Genomic DNA, 17,927 nt, shown 5'->3' on the forward strand with positions numbered 1-17,927 from the left:
TGCCGGTTGCGGTGCTGATCGCAGTCGCTTTCGACGGGTAACGAGGAGGAGAGCCACCGTTTGTCCGGGAAGGGGCAGGGTGGATTGATGGGTAGAGGCGCGCTGCGCCCGCCCTTTGGCGAGAACTAGGGGAGGAACCATGGATCGCCGTTCATTCATTAAAAACGCAAGCCTCGGCGGCTTGGCGGCCGCAGGTGCAGCCGCGCTTGCGACACCGGCCATCGCGCAGGCAAACCCGAAGGTGAACTGGCGCCTGGCGTCGTCGTTCCCGAAGTCGCTCGACACGATCTATGGCGGCGGCGAAGTGCTGTCGAAATACGTCTCGGAGGCAACCGACGGTGCTTTCCAGATCCAGGTCTTCGCTGCCGGCGAAATCGTTCCAGGCCTGCAGGCCGCTGACGCGGCTGCTGCCGGTACGGTCGAGGCCTGCCACACGGTCGCATACTATTACTGGGGCAAGGACCCGACCTGGGCGCTCGGTGCAGCCGTTCCCTTCGCGCTCAACGCGCGCGGGATGAACGCCTGGCACTACCATGGCGGCGGTATCGACCTCTTCAACGAGTTCCTCGGCACGCAGGGCCTCGTCGGCTTCCCCGGCGGCAACACCGGCGTGCAGATGGGCGGCTGGTTCCGCAAGGAAATCAAGACGGTTGCCGACATGCAGGGCCTGAAGATGCGCATCGGTGGTTTCGCCGGCAAGGTCGTCGAGAAGCTCGGCGTCGTGCCGCAGCAGATCGCCGGCGGCGACATCTACCCGGCGCTGGAAAAGGGCACCATCGACGCTGCCGAATGGGTCGGCCCCTATGACGACGAGAAGCTTGGCTTCTACAAGGTTGCGCCCTACTACTACTATCCCGGCTGGTGGGAAGGTGGTCCGACGGTCCACGCCATGTTCAACAAGGCGGCGTTCGAAGGACTGCCGAAGAACTACCAGTCGCTGCTGCGCACCGCCTGCCACGCCACTGACGCGAACATGCTGCAGAAGTACGATTACCTGAACCCCTCGGCGATCAAGCGCCTGGTGGCTTCGGGTGCCAAGCTCAGCCCGTTCAGCGCCGAAATCCTGTCAGCCTGCTTCGACAAGGCCAACGAGGTCTATGCCGAGATGGAAGCCTCGAACCCGACCTTCAAGAAGATCTGGGACTCGATCAAGGCTTTCCGCGGCGAGTACTACCTCAACGCCCAGATCGCCGAATACAATTACGACACCTTCATGATGATCCAGCAGCGCGGCGGCAAGCTCTAAGCTTTTCCCTCATTGCCGATTGAAACGAGCCGTTCGCGATATCCGTTGCGGGCGGCTTTTTCGTTGCCGCGCGCACGGCGTATTGCTGCGCGCCGTACTGAACGCATTTCGTGGTAGGGTTGCTGCCTCAACAGGACGGAGGAAGAACTATGCCAAGCGAAGGCCAATCGGTCGTGCTCGGTCCCGACGAGGGCCGCCGCTACGACATGGGCGCCATCCAGGCCGTCTTCAAAGCCGATGGCGCTGAAACCGCTGGTCGATTTTCGGTCTCGGAATGGTGGCTCGATGCCAGGCACGAGGGACCGGGCGCCCACAAGCACGACGACAACGACGAGATCTTCTACGTGATCGAGGGCACGGCGAGCGTGCTCGTCGGCGACATCTGGCACCAGAAGCCGAAGGGCTCGCTGTTCGTCATCCCGCGCGGGATGATGCATGACTTCAAGAACGAGAGCGAGGCGCGCATGGGGCTGCTCAACGTTTATGTCGGCGGTCCATTCGAGGAGGCGATGCCGATGATCGTCGACTGGTACCGCGACAATCCGGCCAAGCGGCTGGATTGAACGAGTTCGGTCGTCGTCTCAGCGATTGTAGAAATGGAAAGGGCGGCTTATCGGCCGCCCTTTGCTTTTCTGTCTGCCAGCGGTCCTACTTGAACGACGGCGGCTGGCTGAGGTCGTTTGAGGGGGCCGGCTGTGGCTGGGCACCCGGGCTGCCAAACGACGGAGCGGTCTGCGGCTGGGCGCCACCCTGATCGGCCGGCTTTTGGTCGAGCGGGCTGCCGCCTGGAAGCTGCAGGCCGCCGGGCAGGCCGAGACCGCCACCGCCGGCGCCGAAGCCGGGCACCTCGATCTTGATGGTGTTCGGATCGACGCCCGTTCCGGTTCCCTTGTAGTGCATGACCATCTGCGGGAACATGATCGTCAGGCCCACCATCACGATCTGGATACCGACGAAGGGTACGGCACCCCAGTAGATCTGGCCGGTCGTAACGGGCTGGATCGACTTGCCGGTGATCTTGTCGAGATAGGGCACCTTGGCCGCGACCGAGCGCAGGTAAAAGAGCGCGAAGCCGAAGGGCGGGTGCATGAAGCTCGTCTGCATGTTGATGCCGAGGAGCACGCCGAACCAGATGAGGTCGATGCCAAGCTTGTCGGCAGCGGGCGCAAGCAGCGGCACGATGATGAAGGCGAGCTCGAAGAAATCGAGGAAGAACGCCAGGAAGAAGACGAGCAGGTTGACGGCAATCAGGAAGCCGGTCTCGCCGCCCGGCATCGCCGTCAGCAGGTGCTCGACCCAGATATGGCCGTTGACGCCATAGAAGGTGAGCGAGAAGACGCGTGCACCGATCAGGATGAACAGCACGAAGGCGGAAAGCCTTGTCGTTGCCGTCAGTGCGCCGCGCACGACGTCCAGATTGAGACGACCCTTGGCGGCCGCCATGATCAGCGCGCCGACTGCACCCATGGCGCCGCCTTCGGTCGGTGTTGCGATGCCGAGGAAGATGGTGCCGAGGACGAGGAAGATCAGCGCCAGCGGCGGGATCAGCACGATGATGACCTGCTGGGCAAGCCTCGACATCGCATTGATCTTCAGGCCGCGGTCGAGCAGGGCGACGATATAGATGAAGGCAACGCCCACTGTGCCGCCGAGGATATCGGCGTTCTCGCCCTGGGTCGGGTAGAGATAGACGTGGGCGGCATAGGCAATGCCGGCTGCGACCGCGAGCGCGATGAACAGCGAGGTAACGCCGGAGCCCAGCGTGCGGGCTTCCAGCGGCAGGGCCGGCATGGAGTCACGCTTCAGGATCGTCATGATCAGGATGTAGACCATGTACAGTCCGGTCAGCACCAGGCCCGGGATCAGCGCGCCGGCATACATGTCGCCGACCGAACGGCCGAGCTGGTCGGCAAGAACGATGAGCACGAGTGACGGCGGGATGATCTGGGCGAGCGTGCCGGAAGCCGCGATGACGCCCGAGGCGACCTTCCGGTCATAGCCGTAGCGCAACATGATCGGCAGCGAGATCAGGCCCATGGCGATGACCGAGGCGGCAACGACGCCTGTCGTGGCTGCAAGCAGCGCGCCGACGAAGATGACCGCATAGGCAAGACCGCCGCGGATCGGGCCGAAGAGCTGGCCGATCGTGTCGAGCAGGTCTTCCGCCATGCCCGATTTCTCGAGCACGATCCCCATGAAGGTAAAGAAGGGGATGGCAAGCAATGTGTCGTTCGACATCACCCCCCAGAACCGGTCAGGCAGCGCGTTGAGCAGGGGCCAGGAGAGGTTGATCGAATCCGACAGCGGCGCAAGTTCGACGCCGATGATGAAGAAAAGCAGGCCGTTGGCGGCGAGCGAGAAGGCGACCGGGTATCCCAAAAGCAGGAACACGATCAGTGACGCGAACATGATCGGCGCCAGGTTTTCAGCAATGAATTCGATCATGGACGGGTCTCCGGAGACACGACATCGTCAAGCGGCGCATGGGTCGGCACATAGGGTGTCGGGTCTTCCATGTTTCCGGTCATGATCGCGATTTTCTTGATGATCTCCGACACGCCCTGGAAGGCCAGCAGCAGGAAGCCGAAGAGCAGGATGGCCTTGGCCGGCCAGATGATCAGGCCGCCGGCGGATGATGAGACCTCGCCCGAGACGTAGGACATCTTCACATAGGGGAAGAGGTAATAGAGCACGAGCAGCACGAAGGGCATCAGGAAGAGGAGGTGCCCAAGAAGGTCGATCCAATGCTGCACGCGGCGCGAGAACTGACCGTAGACCACGTCGATGCGGATGTGCTCGTTCTGGCTCAGGGTATAGGCGGCCGCAAACATGAAGGCGGCGCCGAACAGATACCATTGCGCCTCGAGCCAGGCATTCGACGACATGTTGAAGATCTTGCGGATCACTGCGTTGCCGGCGCTGACGAGAACAGCGGCCAGGATCAGCCATGAAACGCTCTTTCCGATAAATTCCGTGATCGTGTCTATAAGTCGGCTAAAGCCGAGCAAAGCTCTCATCGATTTCCTCCCCGCGATGGCTTTTATGGTTCTTGTGCCAAGCATAGCCAGAGTGCCGATTTCAAGCGCACGTTCAAGTCTGAGGCGCGATTTTCCCGTGTAGTTCGGCCGCCTCCGACTAAAGTAGAATAGGGTGATCCAGCGCTTTGCCCATTGTTTGTGCAATCCGGTTGCAGACGGCGAGGCACGGCGATCGTCAGCCGCCTTAAGGTGCACATCGCCGAGCGAATCGATGTGGAAAGCCGGGCACAGGCGATACGACGCGCGAATTACTGCAACGTTGCAGGCTTGAATTTGTATGATTTTTGAGGTCGGATGGCGCCGCCAAGGGAGGACGCCTGAACCATGACTGCCATGATCCGAAACCCCATTCTGCCGGGCTTCAACCCGGACCCTTCGATCTGCCGTGTCGGAGACGACTACTACATCGCGACCTCCACCTTCGAATGGTACCCGGGTGTGCAGATCCACCATTCGCGGGATCTGGTGAACTGGCGACTCGTCCGCCGTCCGCTGGAGCGGGCAAGCCAGCTCGACATGCGCGGCAACCCGGATAGCTGCGGCGTCTGGGCGCCGTGTCTTTCCTATGACGATGGCCTGTTCTGGCTGGTGTACACCGACGTCAAGCGCTTCGACGGCAACTTCAAGGACGCGCACAACTACATCGTCACGGCTGAGGCGATCGAGGCGACCTGGTCGGATCCGGTCTACGTCAATTCCTCCGGCTTCGACCCGTCGCTCTTCCATGATGACGACGGCCGCAAGTGGTTCCTCAACATGCAGTGGAACCACCGCACCGAAAGCTTCGGCGGCTCGCCGAAACATCCGGCCTTTGACGGCATCCTGCTGCAGGAATGGGACGAACGGACACGCAGGCTCGTCGGCCCAGTGAAGAACATCTTTGCCGGCTCACCACTCGGCCTCGTCGAGGGGCCGCATCTGTTCAAGCGAAACGGCTGGTATTATCTGACGACGGCGGAAGGCGGAACCGGCTACGACCACGCCGTCACCATGGCCCGCTCACGCGCGATCGACGGCCCCTATGAGATGCATCCGGATATCTATCTGATCACGTCGAAGGACCACCCCGAAGCGCCGTTGCAGCGCGCGGGCCACGGCCAATATGTCGAGACGCCAGATGGGCAGGCCTATCATACGCATCTGACCGGCCGACCGCTGCCTCCCGGACGCCGCTGTACGCTCGGTCGCGAGACGGCCCTGCAAAAATGTGTCTGGCGCGATGATGGCTGGCTCTATCTCGAAAACGGCGGCCCGGTGCCGGAGGTGCTCGTGCCGGCGCCGGGACCGGCGGGGCAGGTGGCGACACCGGTGGTTACGGAAACGCATTTCGACGGCCAGGCATTGCCCTTCGAGTTCCAATGGCTGCGTACGCCGGAACCGGAGCGGATCTTCTCGCTCGAATGGCGGCCGGGCCACCTCAGGCTGTTCGGCAGAGAGAGCATCGGCAGCTGGTTCGAGCAGGCGCTGGTCGCGCGGCGGCAGGAGCATCATTCCTTCCGCGCCGAGACGACGGTCGATTTCACGGCCGTAACCTACCAACAGGTTGCAGGTGTGACGCATTACTACAATCGCCACAAGTTCCATGCGCTCGGCATCACCTGGCACGAAACGTTGGGCCGGGCGCTGACGATCCTCTCATGCCCCGGCGATTTTCCGCACGGCCGGCTGCAGTTCCCCGTCGGCAGCGGCATCGCCATTCCCGATGGTCCGATCGACCTTGCCATGGACGTTCGCGACAATGACCTGCAGTTCTTCTGGCGGGCGAACGCAGCGGTGGATTGGCAGCCGATCGGCCCGGTTCTCGATGCGGGCGTGGTCTCCGACGAGGGCGGCCGCGGCGAGCATGGATCCTTCACCGGGGCCTTCGCCGGCATGTTCGCCTTCGACACCTCAGGCGCGGGCAAGGCTGCCGATTTCGACCGCTTCCGCTACGTCAGCCTTGCGGCAAGTTGATCCGCAAACATTAGAATTATGGAATAAGTGATGGATATCATTACGCATTTGTAATGTAGAGTTTCATATTCGGTTCAGGAAGCGGGGTCTAATTTTCGGGTGCAGACAAAGAAAGGACACCCGAATGAAACGTCTCCTGATCGCGCTCGTCGCCAGCTCCGTTCTGATTACGCCGGTCGCAGCCCTTGCCCAGCCGGCAGGATCCTTCGAGGTGGCGCAGAACTATGATCGTTCGCGTCGACCCGTCGATCGCGATTACGATCGTCACATGGACCGCCGCGTGGATCGTCACGTCGACAAGCACGTCACGATCGAAAAGCGGGTGATCGTCAAGAAGAAGGAGCGCTGGGCGCGCGGCCATCGCCTGTCGCCGGCCGAGCGCCGCCACATGGCGCAGGTGCGCGACTACCGTTACTACAAGCTTCGCCAGCCGCCGCGCGGCCAGCAATGGGTACGGTCCGGCAACGACTTCCTGCTGATCAGCCTTGCCACCGGCGTCATTGTCGGCCTGGCGGCAGCACGCTGATAAGGCACTCTGGGTTCAGCGAAGGGGCGGCGTTTTCACGCCGCCCCTTCGCCTTTTCGGTAACCGGCGCGTGGGTTTTGCCGGTCGCCAAAAAGCAGGAGTTCGATAGCGCCTGCCGCTTCCGGCGCGTCCCCATCTGCGGGTTCATCTCCCAGAAACGGATCGAACATCGGCACCGGCCGCCCGGCGGCGTTGAGCGCCATGCAGGTGAAGCGCGGTCGGCGCGGTACGCGCGCGGGGTCTGCCATCAGGCGGCCCGTGGCGACCAGCTGGCGAAGGGGTCGGCAAGATCGCGCCAACGTTCCGGACGAAAGCGCTCGTCGGCGATCAGGCAGGCATCGAGTTCGGCACGAAGCTCCGCCTCGTCCATCGGGTCGGCGCCGATGAAGACGATCTCCTGGCGACGATCACCCCAGACCGGGTCCAGGTAGGGACCGACCGCCTTCAGGAAACCTGGTTCGCGCGGCCATTGCTCCTGAGGCACGGCCGACCACCAGAGCCCCATCTTGCCGGTCCGCACAAGCGGGCCGGCCTGGCTGATCTCGCCGACATAATGCGGTCGGGTGGCGAGCCAGAAGAAGCCCTTGGCGCGAAGCACGCCCGGCCAGGAACGGTTGAGGAAGGCCTGGAAGCGCATGGGATCGAGCGGGCGGCGGGCGCGGTAGACGAACGAGCGGATGCCGTATTCCTCGGTCTCCGGGATATGGTCCTTGAAGCCGTGAAGTTCCTTGTACCAGAGCGGATGTTCTTCGGCCTTGGCGAGATCGAAGCGGCCGGTTCCAAGCACCTCGCGCAGGTTCACCTTGCCAAAATCGGTTTCGATCAGCCGCGCATCGGGATTGAGCCCGACGATGATCTTGCGGGCGGCATCCACCTGCTCGGGCGTCGCAGTGCCGACCTTGTTCAAGACCACCACGTCGGCGAACTCGATCTGCTCGACCAGGAGGTCTACGAGGGTGCGTGTATCGCCTTCGCCCGCCGTTTCGCCACGGTCGGCGAGGAAATCGAGCGAGGAATAGTCGGCCAGCAGGTTCGCGGCATCGACCACCGTCACCATCGTGTCGAGCCGCGCGACATCGGCCAGGCTTTCACCGTCCTCGTCGCGAAAATCGAAGGTGGTGGCGACGGGCAGGGGCTCGGAAATGCCGCTCGATTCGATCAGCAGATAGTCGAAGCGGTTCTGTTCGGCGAGGTTGCGGACTTCCTTCAGGAGATCGTCGCGCAGCGTGCAACAGATGCAGCCATTGGTCATTTCCACCAGTTGCTCTTCCGTGCGCGACAGACCGGCACCACCATCACGCACCAGCGCCGCATCGATGTTGACCTCACTCATGTCGTTGACGATGACGGCGACGCGCAGCCCGTCGCGGTTGGAAAGCACGTGGTTGAGCAGTGTCGTCTTGCCGGCGCCAAGAAAGCCGGAGAGAACGGTGACAGGGAGCTTTTCCATCGATTGGTCCTGTATGTTATATCGTTACGAATACCGTCGGTAAAAAAGGCGAGCGCGTTGGCTCGCCTGATACGAGTGCGAAGTTTGGCACCGGACCTCTGGGCTGAACCCAACTTGCCGGCAGGTCGTCGTTCCAATCTTTTGGTCGCCTGTGGCTAGTCTTTCCGTCAATCCTCCTTGACCCGAGGTTCCAGCAGGCGGCCCGGTTCCGCACCATCTCGCCGAGAATGCCAATCCCGAGAATGATAGAGAGAGGGGCGGGCGCCCGTATAGCCGAGCCAAGCGAGCGCCCACCGATACCGCCTTGGGAGGACGGGTCAGCTTGCCGAGGCGAGGCAGGTCTTCAGCGAGGTGCCGATCCCTTCCATCATCTGGAAATAGAGATCCGGGCCGGCCTCCAGCGTGCCGGCTTCCGGGTCGAGCGTACCGGATTTCGCCGGCGTTCCCTCGATCACCACATTGATCAGCTTCGGCTCGAACTGTGGCTCGGCAAAGACGCAGGTGGCACCGAGTTCCTTGATCTTGGCATGGATCTGCGACACCCGATCCGCGCCAGGCAGGACCTCAGGGCTGACGGTGATCGAGCCGGCGACGCGAACCTTATAGCGGTGCTCGAAATACTGGTAGGCGTCGTGGAAGACGACGAAGGGCTTGTCCTTCACCGGTGCCACGGTTTCCGTGAGCTTGGCGTCGAGCGCATCCAGGCGCTTGTTCAGGGCGTCCAGATTGGCCTTGTAGGCGCCCGCATTGGCAGGATCGGCCTCAGTGAGCGTCTTTTCGATCTCGGCGGCCATCGCCTTGGCATTCATGGGATCGAGCCACATGTGCAGATCGGCATCGCCGTGGCCGTGATCGTGGTCATGGCCGTGATCGTGCCCCGCTTCGCCCTCGGCATGCTTGTGGCCTTCCTCGCTATGGCCTTCGTCGCCGTGGTCATGCGCCTCGAATGCACCGCCTTCGCGGAATTTCAGCTTCTCGATGCCGGGCGCTTCGCTGAGCTCCACCACCTTTGCGCCGCTGCTCAAGGCGTCGAGCGGCTTGTCGAGGAAGGCTTCGAGGCCGGGACCGACCCAGAAGACCACCTTTGCCGCCTGCAGGGCCGAGGCGTTCGAAGGCTTCATGTTGTAGGTGTGCGGCGAGGCGGCGCCCTCGACGATTAGCGACGGCTCGCCCACACCCTGCATGATCGAGGCGACAAGGGAGTGGATCGGCTTGATCGAAACCACCACATTGGGGCTGTCCGCTGCGGCAGGTGCTGCAAGAAGCATGGTAGAGGCAAAAAGCAGGGCGGATGTCGATTTCATCGGGTTCTCCGGGCTTGATTGGCGTGCCTGCCACATCGGCCAGGCGCGCTTCGGGCATGCAAAACTGTTACTCCAACGGGCCGTTGCCGGCCTTGAAGTTGTCATGTAATGTTATTACATCAATTGCGTTATGCTATAACGTGTGCGATAGCCAGTGGCAACCATGCAATCCGGAATTTTTTCATGCTGAATTTCCGTTCCCCAGAAGCGCTGCCGCTGGTCAATCTCAGCAATGCCGGCGTGCGCCGCAACGGTCGCTGGCTGGTGCGTGGCGTCGAATTCTCGATCAGCCCGGGCGAGATCGTCACGCTGATCGGCCCGAACGGCTCGGGCAAATCGACGACCGCGAAGGCGGCGATCGGCGTTTTGAAGCCGGATGAGGGCTATGTCGAGCGCAAGCCGGGCCTGAAAGTAGGCTACGTGCCGCAGAAGCTTGCCGTCGACTGGACGCTGCCTTTGACGGTCGAACGACTGATGACGCTGACCGGCCCCTTGAAGGGGCGGGAGATCGAAGAGGCGCTGTCGGCGACAGGCGTGCTGCATCTGGCGAAATCCGAGGTGCAGCATCTCTCCGGCGGCGAGTTCCAGCGCGCGCTGCTCGCCCGCGCGATTGCCCGCAAGCCGGACCTGCTGGTGCTCGACGAGCCGGTGCAGGGCGTCGATTTCAGCGGCGAGATTGCGCTCTACGAACTGATCAAGCAGATCCGCAACCGCACAGGCTGCGGCATTCTCCTGATCTCGCACGACCTGCATATCGTCATGGCCGAGACCGATACGGTCGTTTGTCTCAACGGCCATGTCTGCTGCCGCGGCACGCCGCAGGCGGTCAGCCAGAGCCCGGAATATCAGAAGCTTTTCGGCAGGCGGGCCGCCAATACGCTTGCGGTCTACAGCCACCACCACGACCACACCCATTTGCCCGACGGCCGGGTGCTGCATGCGGACGGTTCGATCACCGAACATTGCTACCCCGGTGACGGCCATCACCACGACGACGAGGAAAACGTGCACGATCACGGCGAGGATTGCGGCTGCGGCCACCATTCGCGGCTGCACGGCTATGACGTGAAGGAGAAGCGCGATGCTTGACGATTTCTTCGTGCGCGCGCTGATCGCCGGCATCGGCATTGCCGTCATGGCCGGGCCGCTCGGCTGCTTCGTCATCTGGCGGCGCATGGCCTATTTCGGCGACACCATGGCCCATTCGGCGCTGCTCGGCGTGGCGCTGTCGCTGCTGCTCGAGCTCAACCTGATGCTCAGCGTCTTCATCGTCGCGGCCGTCGTCTCGGTGCTGCTTCTCTTCCTGCAGCGGCGCGGGGCGCTGTCGACGGATGCGCTGCTCGGCATCCTCTCCCATTCAGCACTTTCCTTCGGCCTCGTCATCGTCGCCTTCATGACCTGGGTGCGCATCGATCTCGTCGGCTTCCTCTTCGGCGACATTCTGGCGGTCTCCGAGTCCGACATCGACATCATCTGGGGTGGCGGCATCCTCGTCATATTCGCGATTGTCTATCTCTGGCGGCCGCTCCTGGCCTCCACCGTCAATCCGGAACTGGCGGAAGCCGAGGGTCTGAAGCCAGAACGCACGCGACTCTTTTTCATGCTCTTGATGGCGCTGGTGATTGCGATCGCCATGAAGATCGTCGGCATTCTGCTCATCACCTCGCTGCTGATCATCCCGGCGGCAACGGCACGGCGCTTCTCGACCTCGCCGGAAGTGATGGCGGTACTCGCATCTGTCATCGGCGCGCTCGCCGTCACCGGCGGACTTTTCGGCTCGCTTCACTGGGATACCCCGTCGGGACCGTCTATCGTTGTTGCCGCGGTTGGGCTTTTCGTTCTGAGTCTGCTACCGATCGGCCGCCGCCCGCTCGAGGCGGCGCATCATTCCACGCCTGGAGGGCACCACTAATGGCTACGCCGCAACTGACCAAGAACCAGACGTTGGTGATGGATGCGCTCAGCCACTCCGAAGGGCCGATGAGCGCCTACACCATTCTCGACAAGCTGCGCGATCACGGCTTCCGCGCCCCGCTGCAGGTTTACCGCGCACTCGACAAACTGCTCGAATATGGCCTCGTGCATCGGCTGGAAAGCCTGAATGCCTTCGTCGCCTGTTCTTGCCCGCATGACCACGAACACGATCACGGCGTCACCGCCTTCACCATCTGCGAAGGCTGTGGCCAGGTGACCGAGTTTCATGACGAGGCGATCGAGCAGCGGCTTTCGACGCTGACGCGGGCGCAGAACTTCAAGACCGAGAAGACGACGATCGAGATCCGCGGCCATTGCCAGAGCTGCGCATAAGGGCAACTCTTCAGGGCCCGTGGAAAGCTTACCTTGAGGTGTTTGGCGCTCAGTCCAGCCGGGTGAGGTCGGCGGCGTAGCGCCGCCAGTTCTTGACGTAATGCGCTGCCGAGCGTTTCAAGCCTTCGACCGCCGCATCATCCAGCGTGCGGATCGCCTTGGCCGGCGCGCCGACGATCAACGAATTATCCGGAAATTCCTTGCCTTCGGTGACGAGCGCATTGGCGCCGACCAGGCAGTTGCGGCCGATCTTGGCGCCGTTAAGCACGGTCGCGCCCATGCCGATCAGCGAGTTTTCGCCGATGGTGCAGCCATGGATGATGGCGCCGTGCCCGATGGTGCAGCCTTCGCCGATCGTCACCGGGAAACCGGGATCGACATGGATGACGACGTTTTCCTGGATGTTGGTGCGCGCCCCGAGCCGGATGGGCTCGTTGTCGCCGCGCAGGCTTACGCCGAACCAGATGCCGACCTCTTCGCCGATCTCGACCTGGCCGATGACATTGGCGTCCGGGGCCACCCAATAGCTGCCCTTCGGCGGCGTCTGTGGGCGAAGTGATCCAAGGGCGTAAAGCGGCATCCATTCTGTCCTTTTGCAACATGGCCGATCGGGGCCGGTCGGCAGGCGGCGGGCCGCCTGCCGGAAGTGAGCCGGTTAGACGACGCTGACGGCGAGCGCCGCAACCCCATCGACGCCGCAGGTGACCTCGTCACCGCGCGCGACCGGTCCGACGCCCGAGGGCGTGCCAGTCATGATGACGTCGCCGGGGGCCAGCGTGAAGAGTTTGGAGAGTTCGGCGATGATTTCCGGCACTTTCCAGATCATCTGGTCGAGATCGCCCTGCTGGCGGAGTTCGCCGTTGACCTTCAGCCAGATATTGCCGTTGAGCGGATGGCCGATCGTTTCGGCCGATGCGATCGCCGAGAGCGGGGCGGAATGCTCGAACGCCTTGGCTGCAGCCCAGGGCTTGCCAGCCTTCTTCGCCTCCGCCTGCAGGTCGCGGCGGGTGAAATCGATGCCGACGGCATAGCCGTAGACGCAATCGAGCGCATCCTCGACGGCGATGTTGCTGCCGCCACGTTTCAGGGCGACGACCAGTTCGACCTCGTGATGAACGTCGGTGGTCAAGGGCGGGTAGGGGAAGGCGCTACCGGCTGCAAGCAGGTTGTCCGGGTTCTTCTGGAAGAAGAACGGCGGCTCGCGGTCCGGGTCGTGGCCCATTTCGATCGCGTGGGCGGCATAGTTGCGGCCGACGCAATAGACCCGGCGAACCGGAAAGCCGACGAGGCTGCCGGAAATCGGCAGCAGCACGGGAAGCGGTGGGGGGATGATTGTTTCCATGATCGTCCGGTCTTGGGCGTCCGCCTGTCGCAACCGACAGGAAGAGCACCGCGCGTTTGTTGGGCGTTCGCCGTTGGCCGATTTCGGTTGAGGCGAGGCAAGAGAGAATCCGGACGTTACTGCATAAATCCGCGAATCGGAATCGATCCGCAGAAAAATTAAGAACAAGGATTGGGGACGAAGATTTTGATTAAGGCGCGCCCACCAGGGCGCGCGCGATCACGGCATCCGAAAGGATGCCATCATCGGCAAAGTCAGGCGCAATGAGCGTAGGCCTGAAGCTGGTCTCGGGTCAGGAACCGACCGTCCGAACGCGAGTTGAGTTCAGGATGGCTGTATTCGAGGCTGGGGACCTGGGGAAGCTCAAGGGCCTGGCGCACGGTCATGATGCCGAGATCACGACGGCCACCTTCACGCTTCACGGTGACTTCAACGATGCGATAGAGATTGCTCTCGCTCATATGTTCTCTCCCGTATATCGTTTTTCTTGAATTCCCTTAATGGGACTAAGGCGCTCCGAAATTGGTTTTTGTGAGGCACCTCAGAATATAGTAGAAAGAAATGAATGCTTCACGACAGAAATCGGGCCATTTCTGGAAAAATCACCCGAGATTGGGCAGTAATGTGCTGAAATGATGCGTTTGCTGGGCGAATGCCCGGAGCCTGAATAATCGTACGCGGCCGTCAAAGGCCGAAGCTTTCAATCAAAAAAGTCATCGTGTCGCTTGCCCGATGGCAAACGCTCGCCGCCTTCCAGCGGCACCTTTCGTTCAGCGCCGTTAGGCGCGTTAGTGCGTAGGCAACTCGGCTTCTTCGGCGGCCGAGATGAACAGCGATCGGGCCTCTTCTGCGGTGCGACGGCCGTCGATGGCGGCGCGGCAGGCACTGCGGGCGGCCACATAGAATGGTCCGCGGCGAGGCCAGTGGTCTGCAAGGCAGGCGAGGGCGTCTGAGGGGCCTTTGACGGTGCGGCAATCGCCGCTAACGAAGTCGAGTTCGATCGGCTGTTTCCAGACTAATTGCATGCGTCTCCTCCTCGAGATCATCTCAATGAACATCGGCATTTGCGACCGCCGGCCTCTGGCTCCTCTCGAGAAGGTCGGCAGTCGATCTTGCTAATGTAGCGCAGGAGTTCGCTTTTGTAAGCAGCTTTTCGGTTATGGCAGGACAGGCTGCCGCCGGCGGCCGCTCCGCCTGGCGCGAGTGCCGCGATTGGCGTTATCTGGGGATGCCACGCTGCAAGCTTTCGGCGAAGGCGCGACCGGCAATAAGCAGGCGTCCTTCGCTGGAATTGCCTGCGAGATAGTCGTCGATCAGCATCCTGGCATGCCGCCGCGCAGGCTCCCCGTCTCGCGCCCAGCCCTGTTCGATGCAAAGCGCGTCAAAGACGCGCTGCAACCGCTCCATGTCGGCCTTCGACAGCGCCAGGCATTGTGTCGCTCGCAATGGGGCCACCCGTCCCTCCCACAAGGCCGCATTCCCGCGCGCACTATGGCAGAAGGCCGGCGAATTGAACCCCTCGGGAATGAGGGGTTATACGGGCGCGCCCGTTGCCGTCGGTATTGTCAGGCCGCCGGGACGACGCGGTCCACCTTGGTTCGGCGACCGCCTTCCTCGATCCGGTAATAGTCGGAGCCGATCTGCGCATACTGGTCGCAGCGCCGGCCGCCATCCTCGAAGGTGATGCAGACCTCGTCGCCGGTGATCGTGTAGCTGCCCCCATCGCGCACCTCGTAGTCACGATAACCGTAGCGGCCGTCGGGGAAGAAGGTGGAGTTGACGCCGTTGAGATTGTACCGCAGCGTCTTGCCGACGAGGAAGGCCTGGAGCGCATCGCCCGAAAGCGTCGGGACGGACGGGGCGGTCGGCCGGGGTTTTGCGACCTCAGGCGCCTCCAACTCCATCGATTGGCACCCGGCCAAGAGAAGCGTGAGAAGTGCCGCGATCGCGCGTTTCATGCCGTCTGTCCCTATTCCTGTGACCGGTAACGATACAGGAACGCTGCCCTAGTCCTGTCCGCGGTCGCCGTCAACCCCGTGCTGTGCGTAGCGGCCGGGCTGAGGCGAGCTGATCATCTGCCTTCTTTCCGTTGGCAATTGCGAGTTTCGTCCTTTGTGAAACGAAGGCGCAAAAAGCGCCTGTCGCTCAAAAAAGGCTCGTGCCAACCGCGGCAGCGACCGTGGCCGCCAGCGCCAGCAGCAGAAATGCGGCGCCGATGACGGTCGCTATTGTCCGTCGGCGCCGTGCGCCGCTCCAATCGTAGCTCATGTTTCGCTCCGATGACGATCCAGTCGAGGCGGCAAGATGTGCGATTCTTCTTAACAAAGTGGAAACCATGCCCGGCGCGGAGCCGCCGTCGGCAGGAGGCTATCGGCGGCGGCCGTGTTGCCGGCACCTTGTTGGTGGCCCCGTTAGTGCCGTATCGCGAGGAGTTCAGGGGAGTTGTCGTAACGCAGGCGCTTGTCGCTACAGCGCTGATCGTTGTGACGCGGTGCGATCCGTGGTAGCTCGTCGCGCAGTTGTACGAATCCGATGATGCGTTCAGTTACCCTGCCGTTGATTTCGGAGCGTTTTTTCGCAGTTCCTTGGATCGGGCGCGATAGGCTGACCAAGCGGCGTGCGCCTTCGGCCCACACACGTCAAGATGGAAGGAAGCAAGGGGTATCCATGCGCTGCCTGGTGATCAATCTCGACCGTTCCCCTGAGCGACTGATCCACATCGGAAGCCAGTTTTCCACCTTCGGCCTGAATTTTGAGCGCGTGGCTGCCGTTGACGGGCGAGAGCTCGATGACGCCGTGTTGGCGATGCAGCCGGTGTCGAAGCAGTGGAAGAGGATGAACAAGGCTGAAATCGCCTGCTTCATGAGCCATCGGAAGTGCTGGGCCATCATCGCGGAAGGGAGCGATGCCTATGGCGCGGTGATCGAGGACGATGTCTTCTTTTCGCCGAGCGCAACCCAGGCGCTGTCGTCATCGGATTGGATCCCGGCCGAAGTGGGCCTGCTGAAGATCGAAACTTTCCGGCAGAAGGTGTTTCTCAGCCGTGCCCGTGTGCTCGCCGATGCCGGGCGCACGATCCATGCATTGCGGGGATGCCATGTCGGCACGGGCGGCTATGTCATCTCTCGGGACTATGCAAAAAGACTGCTTGAGCTTTCGGAAGGGGCGTTTCCATGCCCTGTCGATCATTTCATGTTCGACGATGAGGTGCCGCGGCCGGACGACTGCCGCATTCATCAGCTCTATCCGGCCGTCTGCATCCAGGGCATGCTTCTCGACAGCGCCGACCCGGCGCACGGAAGCACGATCCGCAAGCCGGCGGGAGCAGCGGCTCGCGTGAAGTTGAAGCTCAAGATACATCAAAAGCTCTGGCGCGAGTGCAAGCGACTGTCACTGCAGGTGGCGGCGTTGCCGCCGTTCCTCTTGCGCAGCATTCGCTACCGCTGGACGATCGTTCCCTTTGGGTGACGGGTCGCGTTGCTGAAGCCTCCTCGTTGCCTCTCATTGCCGTAGGTGTCTAAAGCTCGCTTTCTTCGGCGTCGCGTTATATAAGCCCGGCAACACTAGATAATGCCTGCTGGCGGCATGCGCGAATTTTCGGCGCTGCCCTTGCCGCGGCCATTGAACAAGAGACGCACGAAAGATGACTGAGACCGCAGGAAAAGCTGCGCGCACTAAGGCGTATTTCAACGCACCGGTCTTCGCCGTTGCGCCCATGATCGATTGGACGGACAGGCACTATCGGTTTTTCGCGCGGCAGCTATCGAAGCATGCGCTGCTCTATACGGAAATGATCGTCGCTGAGGCGATCCTGCGGGGAGACAGGCAGAGGCTGCTCGGTTTTGACGTATCCGAGCATCCGGTGGCGCTGCAGCTCGGCGGTAACGATCCGGCGAAGATGGCGGAGGCGGCACGGATCGCCGAAGGCTTCGGCTATGACGAGATCAATATGAATGTCGGCTGCCCGTCGGACCGGGTGCAATCCGGCACGTTTGGCGCCTGTCTGATGCAGGAGCCGCAAACGGTGGCCGCCTGCGTGGCGGCGATGAAGGCGGCGGTAAAAATCCCGGTTACGGTCAAGTGCCGTATCGGTGTGGACGACCAGGATCCGGAAGTGGCGTTGCGCACGCTCGTCGCGCAGGTGATCGATGCCGGCACGGACGCCGTCTGGGTGCATGCCCGCAAAGCCTGGCTACAGGGCCTGAGCCCCAAGGAGAACCGCGAGGTCCCGCCGCTCGACTATGGCCTCGTGTGTCGGCTGAAGCAGGAAAATCCCAATCTTTTCATCGGTATCAACGGCGGTCTTCAGACCCTGAATCAGGCGCTTGAGCAGCTTCCGCATCTGGACGGCGTCATGCTCGGCCGCGCTGCCTATCACGACAGCGCCATGCTGACAGCGGCCGATCGCCATTTCCCGCATCCGCTGACTGGCGCCAAGCCAATCGTCGAAGACGGCGCCACCTTCTCAGAGCGCGGCCATCGTCTCGATCTTGATTTCTGGGCGGAGGTCCGTGACGCCATGGCCGACTACGCCGCCGCGCATATCGCCAATGGCGGCCGGCTGATCCACGTGACCCGCCACATGGTCGGCCTGTTCCAGGGCTGGGCGGGTGCGCGACGCTATCGCCAGATCCTGTCCTCCGATGCGACCCGCCAGGGCGCGGGGCCGGACGTTATCCACGCGGCCTTCGACGCGGTCTTCGAGGCGACGGCGGCCAAGCAGGCGGCGGAGTAGGCGGTCGTCGAGTGTGCGGGCGCCCG

The 17,927-nt window shown here is 62.3% G+C and carries 21 protein-coding genes; 9 read left to right on the forward strand and 12 right to left on the reverse strand.

The window, feature by feature from the left end; all coding sequences use genetic code 11:
* The first annotated feature begins 139 nt into the window (after positions 1-139).
* On the forward strand, positions 140-1,246 hold the full coding sequence (locus OVA00_RS28285; protein WP_034788435.1) for a TRAP transporter substrate-binding protein: 1,107 nt from the start codon (positions 140-142) through the stop codon (positions 1,244-1,246).
* Positions 1,247-1,395: 149 nt separating this feature from the next.
* The gene (locus OVA00_RS28290) at positions 1,396-1,809 is read left to right on the forward strand and encodes a cupin domain-containing protein (RefSeq protein ID WP_268090043.1); all 414 of its coding nucleotides are present in this window, start codon (positions 1,396-1,398) and stop codon (positions 1,807-1,809) included.
* A gap of 85 nt (positions 1,810-1,894) precedes the next feature.
* On the opposite strand, the gene OVA00_RS28295 is transcribed toward OVA00_RS28290, so the two are convergent.
* Positions 1,895-3,691, reverse strand: coding sequence for a TRAP transporter large permease (locus OVA00_RS28295; RefSeq protein ID WP_268090044.1), 1,797 nt, complete (start codon positions 3,689-3,691; stop codon positions 1,895-1,897).
* Entirely contained in the window at positions 3,688-4,263 is a 576-nt protein-coding gene (locus tag OVA00_RS28300) for a TRAP transporter small permease subunit (RefSeq protein WP_034788445.1), read from the reverse strand. Before OVA00_RS28300 ends, OVA00_RS28295 begins: the two co-directional genes overlap by 4 nt.
* Before the next feature lie 345 nt (positions 4,264-4,608).
* Between OVA00_RS28300 and OVA00_RS28305 the strand changes: the two genes are divergently transcribed.
* Positions 4,609-6,237: a glycoside hydrolase family 43 protein gene (locus tag OVA00_RS28305; protein WP_268090046.1), complete on the forward strand. Its 1,629-nt coding sequence runs from the start codon at positions 4,609-4,611 to the stop codon at positions 6,235-6,237.
* Between the two features lie 124 nt (positions 6,238-6,361).
* The gene (locus OVA00_RS28310; protein WP_034788451.1) at positions 6,362-6,763 is read left to right on the forward strand and encodes an RcnB family protein; all 402 of its coding nucleotides are present in this window, start codon (positions 6,362-6,364) and stop codon (positions 6,761-6,763) included.
* 35 nt (positions 6,764-6,798) lie between these two features.
* Here OVA00_RS28310 and OVA00_RS28315 read toward each other — a convergent pair whose 3' ends face one another.
* The 3 genes from OVA00_RS28315 to znuA form a co-directional block, all read right to left on the reverse strand.
* Positions 6,799-7,011 (reverse strand): hypothetical protein, encoded by a 213-nt coding sequence (locus OVA00_RS28315; RefSeq protein ID WP_192438175.1) that lies wholly within the window; start codon positions 7,009-7,011, stop codon positions 6,799-6,801.
* Positions 7,011-8,213 carry a GTP-binding protein gene (locus OVA00_RS28320; RefSeq protein WP_034788454.1) on the reverse strand — a complete coding sequence of 401 codons (1,203 nt, stop codon included), beginning with the start codon at positions 8,211-8,213 and terminating at the stop codon, positions 7,011-7,013. Before OVA00_RS28320 ends, OVA00_RS28315 begins: the two co-directional genes overlap by 1 nt.
* A gap of 317 nt (positions 8,214-8,530) precedes the next feature.
* Positions 8,531-9,517 carry a zinc ABC transporter substrate-binding protein ZnuA gene (gene znuA, locus OVA00_RS28325; protein ID WP_326494146.1) on the reverse strand — a complete coding sequence of 329 codons (987 nt, stop codon included), beginning with the start codon at positions 9,515-9,517 and terminating at the stop codon, positions 8,531-8,533.
* 183 nt (positions 9,518-9,700) lie between these two features.
* Between znuA and OVA00_RS28330 the strand changes: the two genes are divergently transcribed.
* Genes OVA00_RS28330 through OVA00_RS28340 form a run of 3 tightly spaced genes read left to right on the forward strand, consistent with a single transcriptional unit; the run spans position 9,701 to position 11,824 of the window.
* Positions 9,701-10,606 carry an ATP-binding cassette domain-containing protein gene (locus OVA00_RS28330; protein ID WP_060584952.1) on the forward strand — a complete coding sequence of 302 codons (906 nt, stop codon included), beginning with the start codon at positions 9,701-9,703 and terminating at the stop codon, positions 10,604-10,606.
* A complete protein-coding gene (znuB, locus tag OVA00_RS28335; RefSeq protein WP_034788464.1) occupies positions 10,599-11,429 on the forward strand; it encodes a zinc ABC transporter permease subunit ZnuB in 831 nt (276 codons plus the stop codon). Before OVA00_RS28330 ends, znuB begins: the two co-directional genes overlap by 8 nt.
* The gene (locus OVA00_RS28340; protein WP_034788467.1) at positions 11,429-11,824 is read left to right on the forward strand and encodes a Fur family transcriptional regulator; all 396 of its coding nucleotides are present in this window, start codon (positions 11,429-11,431) and stop codon (positions 11,822-11,824) included. Before znuB ends, OVA00_RS28340 begins: the two co-directional genes overlap by 1 nt.
* 49 nt (positions 11,825-11,873) lie before the next feature.
* Here OVA00_RS28340 and OVA00_RS28345 read toward each other — a convergent pair whose 3' ends face one another.
* The 7 genes from OVA00_RS28345 to OVA00_RS28375 all read right to left on the reverse strand — a co-directional run bounded on the left by OVA00_RS28345 (position 11,874) and on the right by OVA00_RS28375 (position 15,434).
* A complete protein-coding gene (locus OVA00_RS28345; protein ID WP_268090049.1) occupies positions 11,874-12,404 on the reverse strand; it encodes a gamma carbonic anhydrase family protein in 531 nt (176 codons plus the stop codon).
* A gap of 75 nt (positions 12,405-12,479) precedes the next feature.
* Positions 12,480-13,166 carry a fumarylacetoacetate hydrolase family protein gene (locus OVA00_RS28350; protein ID WP_060520644.1) on the reverse strand — a complete coding sequence of 229 codons (687 nt, stop codon included), beginning with the start codon at positions 13,164-13,166 and terminating at the stop codon, positions 12,480-12,482.
* 254 nt (positions 13,167-13,420) lie between these two features.
* The gene (locus tag OVA00_RS28355) at positions 13,421-13,627 is read right to left on the reverse strand and encodes a hypothetical protein (RefSeq protein ID WP_034788476.1); all 207 of its coding nucleotides are present in this window, start codon (positions 13,625-13,627) and stop codon (positions 13,421-13,423) included.
* A 327-nt stretch (positions 13,628-13,954) separates the two neighbouring features.
* Positions 13,955-14,191, reverse strand: a complete 237-nt coding sequence (locus OVA00_RS28360) for a DUF982 domain-containing protein (protein ID WP_082566472.1) — start codon at positions 14,189-14,191, stop codon at positions 13,955-13,957.
* 193 nt (positions 14,192-14,384) lie between these two features.
* Positions 14,385-14,621 carry a hypothetical protein gene (locus OVA00_RS28365; protein ID WP_268090051.1) on the reverse strand — a complete coding sequence of 79 codons (237 nt, stop codon included), beginning with the start codon at positions 14,619-14,621 and terminating at the stop codon, positions 14,385-14,387.
* 110 nt (positions 14,622-14,731) lie between these two features.
* Positions 14,732-15,124, reverse strand: coding sequence for a hypothetical protein (locus OVA00_RS28370; RefSeq protein ID WP_060584956.1), 393 nt, complete (start codon positions 15,122-15,124; stop codon positions 14,732-14,734).
* Positions 15,125-15,311: 187 nt separating this feature from the next.
* Positions 15,312-15,434 carry a hypothetical protein gene (locus tag OVA00_RS28375; protein ID WP_255380892.1) on the reverse strand — a complete coding sequence of 41 codons (123 nt, stop codon included), beginning with the start codon at positions 15,432-15,434 and terminating at the stop codon, positions 15,312-15,314.
* 399 nt (positions 15,435-15,833) lie between these two features.
* Here OVA00_RS28375 and OVA00_RS28380 point away from each other — a divergent pair, with 399 nt between their 5' ends.
* Together OVA00_RS28380 and dusA are read left to right on the forward strand one after the other, a co-directional pair.
* Positions 15,834-16,634, forward strand: a complete 801-nt coding sequence (locus tag OVA00_RS28380; RefSeq protein ID WP_268090054.1) for a glycosyltransferase family 25 protein — start codon at positions 15,834-15,836, stop codon at positions 16,632-16,634.
* 175 nt (positions 16,635-16,809) lie between these two features.
* A complete protein-coding gene (gene dusA, locus OVA00_RS28385; RefSeq protein WP_218686693.1) occupies positions 16,810-17,901 on the forward strand; it encodes a tRNA dihydrouridine(20/20a) synthase DusA in 1,092 nt (363 codons plus the stop codon).
* The last annotated feature ends 26 nt before the right edge of the window (positions 17,902-17,927 follow it).

The organism is Ensifer sp. SL37, from assembly GCF_026672675.1.
GTDB lineage: Bacteria > Pseudomonadota > Alphaproteobacteria > Rhizobiales > Rhizobiaceae > Ensifer > Ensifer adhaerens.